Origin of the sequence: Curtobacterium sp. A7_M15, assembly GCF_030705415.1 — a bacterium.
Taxonomy (GTDB): domain Bacteria; phylum Actinomycetota; class Actinomycetes; order Actinomycetales; family Microbacteriaceae; genus Curtobacterium.
In genome coordinates, this window is record NZ_JAUZED010000077.1 from 1 (window position 1) to 12,082 (window position 12,082).

Below are 12,082 nucleotides of genomic sequence, written 5' to 3' on the forward strand. Positions count from 1 at the left end.
GGCGTCCGGCGCGCGACATGTCGTGCGACCGGACGGGGCGGACGGGTGCGGCAACGACGAGACGCCGCCCTCCCGGAGGAGGACGGCGTCTCGTGGGAGCGCTGGTTACAGGGCAGCCGAGCGCGGGAAGGCCGAGCGGCCCGCGTAGACCGCGGCGTCGCCGAGCTCTTCCTCGATGCGGAGCAGCTGGTTGTACTTCGCGACACGGTCCGAACGAGCCGGAGCGCCGGTCTTGATCTGTCCACCGTCGACCGCGACCGCGATGTCCGCGATCGTGGTGTCCTCGGTCTCGCCGGAGCGGTGCGACAGGATCGCCGTCATGCCGTGGCGGTGGGCGAGGGAGACGGCGTCGAGGGTCTCGGTCAGGGTGCCGATCTGGTTCACCTTGACGAGGATCGAGTTCGCGGCCTTCTCGTCGATGCCCCGCTGCAGACGCGTCGGGTTCGTGACGAACAGGTCGTCACCGACGATCTGGACCTTGTCGCCGAGCTCCGCCGTCAGGTGCGTCCAACCGGCCCAGTCGTCCTCGGCCAGCGGGTCCTCGATCGTGGCGAGCGGGTAGTCACGGACGAGCTCGGCGAAGTAGGAGGTGAACTCCTCGCCGGAGAGCTGCTTGCCCTCGAACGCGTACTTGCCGTCGTGGAAGAACTCGGTGGAGGCGACGTCGAGCCCGAGGGCGATGTCCTTGCCCGGCGTGAACCCGGCCTTCTCGATCGCTGCGAGCAGGAAGTCCAGCGCGGCGCGGTTCGACGCGAGCTCCGGAGCGAAGCCGCCCTCGTCGCCGAGGCCGGTCGCGAGGCCCTGCTTCTTAAGCTCGCCCTTGAGCGCGTGGTACGTCTCGACGCCCCAGCGCAGTGCCTCGGAGAAGGACTCGGCGCCGTAGGGCACGAGGAAGAACTCCTGGATGTCGACGTTGGTGTCGGCGTGCGCACCACCGTTGACGACGTTCATGAGCGGGACCGGCAGCGTGTGCGCGTTCGGGCCGCCGAGGTAGCGGAACAGGGGCAGGTCGGCCGAGTCGGCTGCTGCGCGTGCGACGGCGAGCGAGGCGCCGAGGATCGCGTTCGCACCGAGGCGGGACTTGTTCTCGGTGCCGTCGAGCTCGATGAGCGCGGCGTCGACCAGGCGCTGGTCGGTGGCGTCGAAGCCCTCGAGCGCCGGGCCGATCTCGTCGAGGACGGCGTCGACTGCCTTGAGGACACCCTTGCCGCCGTAGCGGGAGGCATCGCCGTCGCGGAGCTCGTACGCCTCGAACGCACCGGTGGAGGCGCCGGACGGGACGAGTGCGCGCGAGACGACCCCGTCGTCGAGCAGGACCTCGACCTCGACCGTCGGGTTGCCTCGGGAATCGAGGACTTCGCGTGCGCCTACGGCGTCGATCTGGGCCACGGGGTACTCCCTACACGTTCGGTTGTGGTGATTGCGGAGTCGATCCTAGCGACGCCCGGGTGAACACGAGGCGTGCATGACGGGCGACTGCGGAGAACTCACGCCAGCGGGCGGAACTCCACACCGTCGAGGGAGCGGGTGTCGGCGCCGACCGAGGCGAACGCGTCGAAGCCCTGCGCGACGAGTCCCGCGAGCAGGTTCTTCATGTTCTTCGTCCGTCGCTCGAGCCGGACGCGACGGTGTCCCTCGAGTGCTTCGGCCTTGAGCGCCGCGAGTCGGACCGGATCGACGTCCTTGTCGTAGACGAGCACGACGGCGTCCGACTCGGCGGACTCCGGGATCGTCACGAGGTCGACGAGCCGCTCGAACCCGAGCGAGAAACCGACGGCGGGGACGTCCTGCCCGAGGAACCGACCGATCATCCCGTCGTAGCGGCCACCACCACCGAGGCTGTAGCCGAAGTCGGGGTGCGCGACCTCGAAGATCGTGCCCGTGTAGTAACCCATGCCACGGACGAGCGTCGGGTCGAAGCGGAGGTCGACGCCCGGGAGTGCCGAGCGGAGCCGGAGCAGGTCCGCGAAGGCCTCGGCGTCGAGCCACGGTGCCCCCGCGACGGCGTCCCAGTCGGCGGTCTCGAGGGTGCGGATCGTGTCCTCGAGGCCGGGGAGCTCGACGCCGACCGTCTCGCGGAGCTCTGCCGCGACGCCGTCAGGCCCGATCTTGTCGAGCTTGTCGATCGTGATGAGCGCACGCTCGGCGGCGTCCGGGTCGGTGATGCCCCACGAAGCGAGCAGGGCGAGGAGGATCCGGCGGTCGTTGATCCGGATCGTGGTGCGTTCGATGCCGAGTGCGTCGAGGGCCGCGGTCGTCGCCCGGATGAGTTCGATCTCGGCCAGCTGCCCGGGTTCGCCGAGGATGTCGATGTCGCACTGCACGAACTGCCGGTACCGGCCCTTCTGCGGGCGTTCCGCGCGCCAGACCGGAGCGATCTGCACCGACCGGAAGACCGACGGCAACTCGGCCCGGTGGGTGGCGTAGAAGCGCGCGAGGGGCACGGTGAGGTCGAAGCGCAACCCGAGGTCGGCGAGGTCGAGCGGCGCAGCGGCGTGCTGCAGGTCCTCGGTGGAGAGTCCGCGCTTCATGACGGCGAACGCGAGCTTCTCGTTGTCGCCGCCGAGGCCCGAGTGGAGGCGCGCAGCGTCCTCGACGACCGGCGTCTCGATCTCGTCGAACCCGTGGCGGGCGTAGACGTCGCGGATCACACCCAGGACGTGCTCGCGCCGGGCCTTGTCTGCCGGGAGGAAGTCACGCATGCCACGGGGAGCCGTCACGGTCGGAGCCATGGGTCGATTCTGGCAGATCGGCCTCCCGACTTGCACAAGCACCGACCTACCGATATTCTGCATGCAGAACCTCGGTTCGACGGGTGCCTGATCCATCCGCCGAGCCGATCGCGTGGGCAACGTGCTGCAGTGTGCCCCGCGGTTCGAGCGGGCTGTTCCATCGGTGCCTCTTCCCTGGTGGTACCGACTGCCCGCTCGCGGGCGTCCTCCTTTTTTCGGGTTGGGAGGACGCCCGCACTTCCTGCCCGCACCCGTCCGCTCAGTCCCCGGCTCGGCCGGCCGAGTCCAACGCGGCGACGGCGGCACGCAGACTGGCGATCGGGTCGACCCCGGTCCCACGCGCCTCCGCGATCATCGCGAGCACGGCGGTTCCCCACCCGGCGTCCACGATGCCTGCACCGGCGCCCGGAACGTCACCCGCGCCTCCCGACGCAGCTCCCGCCGGCGCTGCAGCGACGTCCGGAACGTCACCCACGCCTCCCGACCGCGCCCCCGCGCCCGCCGCCGCCACGACGGAGGCGACGACCGCGTCGGAATCGCCCCGTTCCTCCAGGCGTTCCAGCAGCTTCACGGCCCGCTCCATCGGCGGCATCGCCCGGGGGACGCCGTCGAACACGCTGCGCCTCGAGGACTTCTCCTGAGCCTTGGCCGCTCTCCAGACGCGCACGACGTCCTCCACGGTGTCCGCCCGCTCGTCGCCGAAGACGTGCGGGTGCCGGCGCACCATCTTGTCCCGGGCGTCGGCGGCCACGTCCTCGAGGTCGAACGACTCCGCGAGCCCCGCGTGGAGGACCACCTGGTAGAGCACGTCGCCGAGTTCCTCGCGGAGTTCGACGTCATCCCCGGAATCGATGGCGTCGACGAGCTCGTACGACTCCTCGACCGCGTACCGCGCCAGCGACGCATGGGTCTGGGCGCGGTTCCAGACGCACCCTCCGGAGGGGTCGAGCAGGCGGTCGACGACGGTGACGAGGTCCGAGACGGCGGTCATCCGGTCATCGTGCCACGCCGGGTCCGACCGGCGCCCTCGCCGTGGGACGCGGTATCCTGAGGACGGCGTGTCGGGAAGTCTGGTCGACGGATCATCACCCGACCCCTCCCCGACGGAGTTCCATGCCGGCAATCGTCCGCTCCCCCCGTTTCAGCGCCATCGCCCTGCTCACCGCGGCGGTCCTCGGTCTCGTCGTGGCGAACTCGCCGCTCGGCCCCGGGCTCGAACACCTCCTGCACGTGCACGCGCCGTGGGGTGCGGTGGGACTCGATCTCTCGGTGTCGCACTGGATCAGCGACGGGCTGCTCGCGGTGTTCTTCCTGCTGGTGGCGATCGAGCTGAAGCACGAGCTCGTCGCCGGTGAGCTGTCGAACCCGAAGACCGCGGTGATCCCGGCGATCGCGGCGGTCGGCGGCGTGCTCGTCCCGGCGGGCATCTACCTCGCGGTCACCGCCGGGACGCCGTACGGGCGCGGCTGGCCGATCCCGACCGCGACGGACATCGCCTTCGCGCTCGGGGTCCTGGCGATGTTCGGTCGCGGCCTGCCCTCGACACTGCGGGTGTTCCTGCTGGCGCTGGCGGTGCTCGACGACCTCATCGCGATCATCATCATCGCCGTGGTGTTCGCACACGGCACGGACTTCCTCGCGCTGGCCGGTGCGGCCGTGGTGTTGGCGCTCTTCTGGTTGCTCGGCAAGACCCTGCGGCCTGGCCGACCCGGCCAGGTCTGGGTGATCGCGGGCATGGTCGTGCTCGGGGTCGCGACCTGGTGGCTCGTGTACCACTCGGGTGTGCACGCCACGATCGCGGGTGTGGCGCTCGGGCTCGTCCTGCCGCGCCGCCCTGGCCACACGTTGCACGAGAACGTCGAGCCATGGTCCAACGCGGTCGTCCTGCCGGTGTTCGCCTTCGCCTCGGCCGCGGTCGTCGTGCCGTCGGTCGGCATCGGGGAGCTGTCGCCGACGTTCTGGGCGGTGGTGCTCGCACTGCCGGTCGGCAAGGTGATCGGCATCACGGTGTTCGGGGCCGTGGCGACGAGGATCTTCCGCGCACCGGGTCGCTCGACGCTGTCGTTCTGGTCGATCGTCACCGTCGGGGTGCTCGGCGGGATCGGGTTCACCGTGTCGCTGCTCATGAACGAACTCGCGTTCGCCCGCAACGAGGAGGTCCTCGATGAGGGCGTGCTCGCCGTCCTCGTCGGATCGGGGATCGCGATCGTGGCCTCCGCGGTGGTGGTCAGCCTGCGGGCGCGGCGGTACCGCGCGCGGCGGGAGCTGTCGGAGGCTGAGGCGACCGAGTAGGCGCGGCGCCGCGGCGCCGCGGCGCCGCGGGGGGGTGCGGGCGTGCTGCGGGCGTGTCGACTCGGATCGACATCGTCGTTGTCGTACGACACCGACGATGTCGATCTTTGCACGCGCGCGATGTTGCACGCGCGCTCGGGCGACGACGCCGATGTCGTACGACAACGACAACGTCGCACCGGGTCCACGCCCAACACCGGCCGAGCCCCGTCGGGCGCCCGCACCGCCGCGCTGCCCCTCGGCCGTCCCGCCGCAGCCCCGCGCCTACGCCGCCGGCGTCTCCGCCGCAGCCTTCGACGCGCCGTACACCGCCGTCAGGATGCTCTCGACCCACTGGATGAGCGCAGCGTCCGGCAGCGTCTCACCGTGCGGCTTCGGCAGGGGGATACTCGCCGCGTCCTGCTGCGGGAACCACCGCGCGCCGGGGAACATCCGCTTGAGCCGCACCTGGGCCGAGTCCGCGAGCTCCTTGCCCGCGACACGGAGGTTCGACCCCATGACGACGACGTCCGACAAGCCGACCTGCTGCGCCATGCGACGGAGCCGCGAGACCTCGACCAGGGTGAGCACGGCCTGTGGCGGCTGCCCGTACCGGTCGGTGAGCTCGTCGAGGACCATGTCGATCCCCTCGGCCTGCGCCCCCGGTGCGGAGGCTGCGGAGAGCTTCTGGTAGGCCTCGAGCCGGAGCCGCTCGGACTCGACGTAGTCGTCCGGGATGTGCGCGTCGACCGGGATCTCGAGCCGGAGCTCGGTCTGCCCCTCGGCGACGTCCCCCCGGAACTGCGACACGGCCTCGCCGATCATGCGCAGGTACAGGTCGAACCCGACGCCCGCGATGTGCCCGGACTGCTCGCCGCCGAGGAGGTTGCCCGCGCCCCGGAGCTCGAGGTCCTTCATCGCGACCTGCATGCCCGCGCCGAGCTCGTTGTTCGCGGCGATGGTCTCGAGGCGGTCCTGCGCGGTCTCGGACAGGGGCTTCTCGGAGTCGTAGAGGAAGTACGCGTACCCGCGCTCGCGCCCACGGCCGACACGACCGCGGAGTTGGTGCAGCTGCGACAGCCCGTACTTGTCGGCCTTGTCGATGATGAGCGTGTTCGCGTTGGCGATGTCGAGCCCGGTCTCGATGATGGTCGTCGACACGAGGACGTCGAAGCGGCGCTCCCAGAAGTCCACCATCACCTGCTCGAGCGTGCCCTCGGACATCTGCCCGTGCGCCACGGCGATGCGGGCGTCGGGGACGATCTCGGCGAGGTGCGCCGCGACGGACTGGATGTCCTTCACCCGGTTGTGCACGTAGAACACCTGGCCTTCGCGGAGGAGCTCGCGACGGATCGCGGCGGCGACCTGCAGGTCGGACTGCGGCCCGACGAAGGTGAGGATCGGGTGTCGGTCTTCCGGCGGCGTCGCCAGGGTCGACATCTCGCGGATGCCCGTCACCGCCATCTCGAGCGACCGCGGGATCGGCGTCGCGGACATCGCCAGGACGTCGACGTTCGTCTTGAGCTTCTTCAGCTGGTCCTTGTGCTCGACGCCGAAGCGCTGCTCCTCGTCGATGATGACCAGGCCGACGTCCTTGAACTGGATGTTCTGCGACAGGATCCGGTGCGTGCCGATGACGATGTCGACGGTGCCGTCGGCGAGCCCGGCGATCGTCTCCTTCGACTCCTTCTCGGTCTGGAACCGGCTGAGGGCGCGGAGGTGCACCGGGAAGCCCGCGAAGCGCTCCTGGAACGTCTCCATGTGCTGCCGGACGAGGAGCGTCGTCGGAACGAGCACGGCGACCTGCTTGCCGTCCTGCACCGCCTTGAACGCGGCTCGGATCGCCACCTCGGTCTTGCCGTAGCCGACGTCGCCCGAGAGCAGGCGGTCCATCGGGATCGGCCGCTCCATGTCACGCTTGATCTCGTCGATCGTGGTGAGCTGGTCGGCGGTCTCGGCGAACGGGAACGCCTCTTCCAGCTCGCGCTGCCACGGGGTGTCCGGGCCGAACGCGTGCCCCTTCGACGCCATGCGCGCGGAGTACAGCTTCACGAGGTCGACGGCGATGTCGCGGACGGCCTTGCGTGCCTTCGACTTGGCGGCCGCCCAGTCCGAGCCGCCCATCTTCGACAGGGTCGGGCTCTCGCCGCCGACGTACCGGGAGAGCTGGTCGAGCTGGTCCGTCGGCACGAAGAGCTTGTCGCCCGGGTAGCCGCGCTTCGACGGCGCGTACTCGAGGACGAGGTACTCGCGCTGCGTCTTCACGGCGTTCCGGCCGCCGGAGCTGACCTCGCGCGAGACCAGCTCGACGAACTTGCCGATGCCGTGCGTGGCGTGCACGACGACGTCCCCCGGCTTGAGCTGCAACGGGTCGACGACGTTCTTGCGCCGCCCCGCGAGCTTCTTCACGGTGCGGGCACCCTGTTGCACGCTGCGGCCGTAGAACTCGGCCTCGCTGAGGACCGCGATGCGCGGATCCGGGGTGGCGAAGCCGTGCTCGACGGCTGCGGTCGTCACGATGGCGACGCCTGGCTCGGGAGGCGCGGTGAGGGTTTCGGCACGGGCGGCGACCCCGGCGTCGGCGAGGACCTGCACCGCCCGCTCGACCAGACCCTTGCCCTGGGCGGTCACCACGACGGCCCACCCGTCGTCGGTGAGCTGCTTCACGTGCGCGATCGCGCCGTCCGCGCTGCCGGCGAAGCTCGGGATCGCCTCGGCCCGGACACGGATGTAGTCGCCCGCCTCGGCGACGGCCTCGGCGTCGGTGAGCACGCGTTCGGTGTCGCCCTCGTCCAGCCCGGAGTCGAACGGCGACACGGTCCACCACGTGCGCTGCCCACGGCCGTTCTTGAGCTGCTGCACGGTGAGGAAGTTGCCGGCGTCGAGGTCGATCGGCGCCTGGGCACCGGCGACCGCGGCGCTCCACGCTGCCTGCAGGAACTCGGTGTTCGTCTCGGCCAGGCTGTGCGCGCGGCCGCTCACGCGCTCGGGCGAGAACACGGTGATGACGGCGTCCTCGGGCAGGTACGACGTCACCGGCACGAGGTCCTGCACGAGGGCGGGGGCGAGGGACTCCATGCCCTCGACCGGGATGCCCTCGGCGATCTTCGCGAGCATCTGCGACAGGTTCGGGAACTCGTGCAGCATCTCGCGTGCGCGCTGGCGGACGTCGTCGGACAGCAGGAGTTCGCGCGATGCCGTGAGTTCGACCTGACCGAGGTCGTCGTCCGTCGTGCGCTGGTCGGCGACCGAGAAGGCCTTGATCGCCTCGATCTCGTCGCCGAAGAAGTCGACGCGCACCGGGTGGTCGGCCGTCGGCGGGAAGACGTCGAGGATGCCACCGCGGACGGCGAACTCGCCCCGGCGGGTGACCAGGTCGACACGGGCGTACGCGAGGTCGACGAGCTGCGACGCGATCGCACCGAGGTCGTTGCCGCGGGACTCCGTGCGGAGGACGACCGGTGCGAGCGCGGTGAGGTTGCCCGCGATCGGCTGCAGCGCCGCACGGACGCTCGCGACGACCACGGTCGTGCGGCGCTCGGCCGCCGGGGCGTCCTGCCACGCGGCGAGCTTCCGGAGCGTGGCGATCCGGGTGCCGACGGTCTGCGCGCTCGGGCTCAGCCGCTCGTGCGGCAGGGTCTCCCACGCAGGGAGCTCGAGCACGTCGGCGTCGGGGACGTAGCTGCCGACGGCTTCGCGCACGGCTTCGGCTTCACGCCCGGTGGCGGTGATGACGAAGACGCACTGGGGGCCGTTGCGCTCGGCGAGCAACGCCGCGAGGAGTGGGACGCGCAGGCCGTCGACGACCGAGAAGTCGGCGTCACGAGGGGCGGCGCGGAGCACGCGATCGAACGCGGAGGCGCGCGAGAGCGCAGGGATGATGCCCGAGATCGTCACTAAGGACATGGTACCGGCGGCCTCCGACAGCCGTGCGGGCGTGCGCGGGCGGCGAACACGCCGACACCGCCGCCGGGATCAGTGCCGGCGGGACGTCGACCGGGTCGTGCGTCGCAGCAGCACACCGGCAGTGATCGCTGCCGCCGACGCCAGCGCGAGCAGGCCGAGCGAGCCGGCGGCGCCGGTGCTCGCGAGCGTCCGGCGTGCCGCGGCCGGGTCCCGGGCGATCACCGGTGATCGCGACGCGCCGGGATCGCTCCCGCCACCGGGTGTCGGCCCAGCGGGTGTGCCGCTCCCCGCCTCCGGCGAACGGTCGACCGGCGACGGCGCGGATGGCCCGTCCGTCGGTGTCGGCGACGGCGACGGCGACGGCACCCCGACCGACGGCGTCGGCACCTCGACCGACGGCACCGGCACCGGCACCGAAGGCGACACCGACGGCACCGGCACCGGCACACGCACCGGCACCGGCTCCGAAGGCGACACCGACGGCACCGGCACCGGCACCGAAGGCGACACCGACGGCACCGGCACCGCCGTCGCCGTCACCCCCGCCGAGGGTTCCAGGCCCCCGACCCGTTCGGCCTCGACCACCCGCCGCTGGTTGTAGTCCGCCACCGCGATCCGGTCTCCGGGCCCCACCGTCACGCCCGTGGGGTTCACCAGCGGCGAGCCGTCCGGTGCACCCGAGAAGGCGACCGTCCAGGCCCCGTCCTGCCGGACCCAGACCCGTCCACCGCCGTTGTCGACCACGACGACCGACCCGTCGGCGAGCAGCGCGACCCCGCGCAGGCGCACCCGGTCCCGATCGTCACGGACGGTGCCGAGGGCGGACACGGTCCCCGTGCGCCGGTCGACCTGCCACACGCCGTCCGTGGTGCCGTCCGCCACGGTCAACACCGAGCCGTCCGGTGACGACGCGACTCCGGCGGGGTCGGTCCACGAGCCGTCGACGACGCTCCAGACGGGGTCGGCCGCAGACGTGTCCGTCTCCCAGAGTGCTCCGCTGCCGGGGACCGTGGCGAACAGGCGCGCACCGTCCACCGCGAGCTCGGAGACCGCCCGCGACGAGGGCCCGGGGAACCGGCGCACGACGTCGTTCCCGGCGATGACGGCGATCGTGCCCGGGCCTCCGGGCACGGGACGGCGTCCGGCCTCGGCGACGAGGATCCGTCCGTCGTCCGCCTCGACCAGGGCGGACGGGTTCCACATCGAGCGGTCGTCCGTGCCGAACGGCGCGACGACCGACCACGAGCCGTCGGGGTCGCGGCGGACGACACCGTTCCCGGCGAAGTCGGCGACGAGGAGCGCTCCGGAACGCGTGTACCGGACATCGTTCGGCGCGGAGAAGGACGGTGCGGCTCCGGGAGCGGCCGTGATGGCCGCGGTCGGGCTCCACGTCGCGGCAGCCGCGGTCGCCGGCGCGCCGATCGCCGCTGCGAGGCCGGTGCCGACCAGGAGCAGGACGGCGCCGACCGTGGACGGGATCAGCCACCCACGGATCGACCGCCGGGATCGGTGCATCGCCACGGGAAGACCCCCTCGTTCGTCGGGGGTCGGGCACCCCCGGCCAGAACCTACCGACGACGGGGGACGCCGCAGTCCCCCAGTTCGGGGACCGCGGTGCTCAGGACGGGGCGTGCACGCGCTGCTGCGCGGCGAGGAGGCCCAGGTCGGCGATCGCCTCGACCGCGTCGGCGCCGTCCGCCAGCAGGTTCGGCAGCGTCTTCTTCTCGGTCGGCGAGAAGTCGCGCAGCACGTAGTCGGCCGGGTCCTGCCGCCCCGGGGGTCGGCCGATGCCGATCCGCACCCGGGTGAACTCGTTCGTGCCGGTCGCCTTGATGATGTCACGCAGGCCGTTGTGGCCGCCGTGGCCGCCGCTGCCCTTGAGCCGGACGGTGTCGAACGGCAGGTCGAGCTCGTCGTGCACGACGACGAGATCGGCCGGGGTGGCGCTGTAGAACCCGAGCACACTCGAGACCGGGCCACCCGAGGTGTTCATGAACGACCCGGGCTTGGCGAGCACCAGGCGGGGTCCCCCGGGCACCAGGCGCCCCTCGGCGACCTGGTTCGGGGTCTTGTGCTTCTTGAACGTCGCCCCCATGCGGGCGGCGAGTTCGTCGAGGACCATCTGGCCGACGTTGTGACGGTTGCCCGCGTAGCCGGGCCCGGGGTTCCCGAGCCCGACCACGACGAGCGTCTTGCCTGTCATCAGCGTCGGCCAGATGTCCGCGGAGGGGTGTTACTCGCCGTTGACCGGGGCGGAGCCGCCCTCGGCGCCGGCTTCGGCGCCGGCCTCGGCCGCGGCCTCGTCGGCGGCGTCGTCGTCGGCGGTGCCACGCGGGGTGACGATCTGGACGACGAGTGCCTCGGGGTCGGTCTCGAGCTCGGCGCCCTCGGGGAGGGTGAGGTCGGCAGCGGTGATCTGCTTGCCGTCCTCGAGGCCCTCGACGTCGACGACGACGTGCTCGGGGATGGAGGTGGCGAGCACCAGGAGCGAGACCGTGTTGAGGTCCTGCACGTGGATGGTGCCGGAGAAGGACTCGCCCTCGACGACGACGGGCACGTCGACCGTGACCTTCTCGCCACGGCGCAGCACGACGAGGTCGATGTGCTCGATGATCTGGCGCACCGGGTCACGCTGGACGTCCTTGACGAGGGCGAGCTGGGCCGCACCCTCGATGTCGAGGTCGACGACCGCGTTGGCGGTGCGGACGAGCAGCATGGTCTCGTGGCCGGGCAGCGTGATGTGCTTCGGCTCGGTGCCGTGGCCGTACACGACGGCGGGGATCTTGTCGGCGGCACGGAGCTTGCGAGCAGCGCCCTTGCCGAACTTGGTGCGGACTTCCGCTGCGAGCTTGGTGTAGTCGGCCATGGTGTCTCCTGGTCTCGGGGACGACACCGGGGTGCCGGCATCGTGGGTCTGTGGTGTTGCAACTCGAACGCGTGCGCGCGTGAGGAACGTTCCCGAACTGGGCCGGCTCTCCCACCGCGTCGATCACGGCCGCGCTCGCGCGGCCCTCGCCGAAGTCAGTCACCGAGTCTAGCAGGACCGATCCGGGCGTGTCGCACCGTGCCCTGGACGTCGGTACAGGCGGACGGGAGGCGCGGGGGGGGGCCCCCCCCCCCCCCCCCCCCCGGGGGGGGGGCGGGGGGGGCCCCCCCCCCCGGCACCCCCCCGG

At 71.6% G+C, this 12,082-nt stretch carries 8 protein-coding genes; 1 reads left to right on the forward strand and 7 read right to left on the reverse strand.

Going from position 1 to position 12,082, the window contains the following annotated elements; all coding sequences use genetic code 11:
- Positions 1 to 105: 105 nt before the first annotated feature.
- The 3 genes from eno to Q7F20_RS13310 all read right to left on the reverse strand — a co-directional run bounded on the left by eno (position 106) and on the right by Q7F20_RS13310 (position 3,723).
- Positions 106 to 1,389 carry a phosphopyruvate hydratase gene (gene eno, locus Q7F20_RS13300; RefSeq protein ID WP_305740562.1) on the reverse strand — a complete coding sequence of 428 codons (1,284 nt, stop codon included), beginning with the start codon at positions 1,387 to 1,389 and terminating at the stop codon, positions 106 to 108.
- 98 nt (positions 1,390 to 1,487) lie between these two features.
- A complete protein-coding gene (hisS, locus tag Q7F20_RS13305) occupies positions 1,488 to 2,732 on the reverse strand; it encodes a histidine--tRNA ligase (protein WP_305740563.1) in 1,245 nt (414 codons plus the stop codon).
- A 259-nt stretch (positions 2,733 to 2,991) separates the two neighbouring features.
- The gene (locus tag Q7F20_RS13310; RefSeq protein ID WP_305740564.1) at positions 2,992 to 3,723 is read right to left on the reverse strand and encodes a MazG family protein; all 732 of its coding nucleotides are present in this window, start codon (positions 3,721 to 3,723) and stop codon (positions 2,992 to 2,994) included.
- Positions 3,724 to 3,845: 122 nt separating this feature from the next.
- Between Q7F20_RS13310 and nhaA the strand changes: the two genes are divergently transcribed.
- Positions 3,846 to 5,024 carry a Na+/H+ antiporter NhaA gene (nhaA, locus tag Q7F20_RS13315; RefSeq protein WP_305740565.1) on the forward strand — a complete coding sequence of 393 codons (1,179 nt, stop codon included), beginning with the start codon at positions 3,846 to 3,848 and terminating at the stop codon, positions 5,022 to 5,024.
- A 264-nt stretch (positions 5,025 to 5,288) separates the two neighbouring features.
- Here nhaA and mfd read toward each other — a convergent pair whose 3' ends face one another.
- The 4 genes from mfd to Q7F20_RS13335 all read right to left on the reverse strand — a co-directional run bounded on the left by mfd (position 5,289) and on the right by Q7F20_RS13335 (position 11,775).
- Positions 5,289 to 8,900 (reverse strand): transcription-repair coupling factor, encoded by a 3,612-nt coding sequence (mfd, locus tag Q7F20_RS13320; protein ID WP_305740566.1) that lies wholly within the window; start codon positions 8,898 to 8,900, stop codon positions 5,289 to 5,291.
- 78 nt (positions 8,901 to 8,978) lie between these two features.
- A complete protein-coding gene (locus Q7F20_RS13325) occupies positions 8,979 to 10,430 on the reverse strand; it encodes a hypothetical protein (protein ID WP_305740567.1) in 1,452 nt (483 codons plus the stop codon).
- 97 nt (positions 10,431 to 10,527) lie between these two features.
- Positions 10,528 to 11,112 (reverse strand): aminoacyl-tRNA hydrolase, encoded by a 585-nt coding sequence (gene pth / locus Q7F20_RS13330; protein ID WP_070416779.1) that lies wholly within the window; start codon positions 11,110 to 11,112, stop codon positions 10,528 to 10,530.
- Positions 11,113 to 11,142: 30 nt separating this feature from the next.
- Positions 11,143 to 11,775: a 50S ribosomal protein L25/general stress protein Ctc gene (locus tag Q7F20_RS13335; protein WP_305740568.1), complete on the reverse strand. Its 633-nt coding sequence runs from the start codon at positions 11,773 to 11,775 to the stop codon at positions 11,143 to 11,145.
- Between the last annotated feature and the right edge of the window lie 307 nt (positions 11,776 to 12,082).

What these genes read in the sequence shown, in the direction of transcription:
- hisS (WP_305740563.1), bottom strand. Translation starts at nt 2,732, where the DNA reads ATGGCTCCGACCGTGACGGCTCCCCGTGGCATGCGTGACTTCCTCCCG.
- Q7F20_RS13310 (WP_305740564.1), bottom strand. Translation starts at nt 3,723, where the DNA reads ATGACCGCCGTCTCGGACCTCGTCACCGTCGTCGACCGCCTGCTCGAC.
- nhaA (WP_305740565.1), top strand. Translation starts at nt 3,846, where the DNA reads ATGCCGGCAATCGTCCGCTCCCCCCGTTTCAGCGCCATCGCCCTGCTC.
- pth (WP_070416779.1), bottom strand. Translation starts at nt 11,112, where the DNA reads ATGACAGGCAAGACGCTCGTCGTGGTCGGGCTCGGGAACCCCGGGCCC.
- Q7F20_RS13335 (WP_305740568.1), bottom strand. Translation starts at nt 11,775, where the DNA reads ATGGCCGACTACACCAAGCTCGCAGCGGAAGTCCGCACCAAGTTCGGC.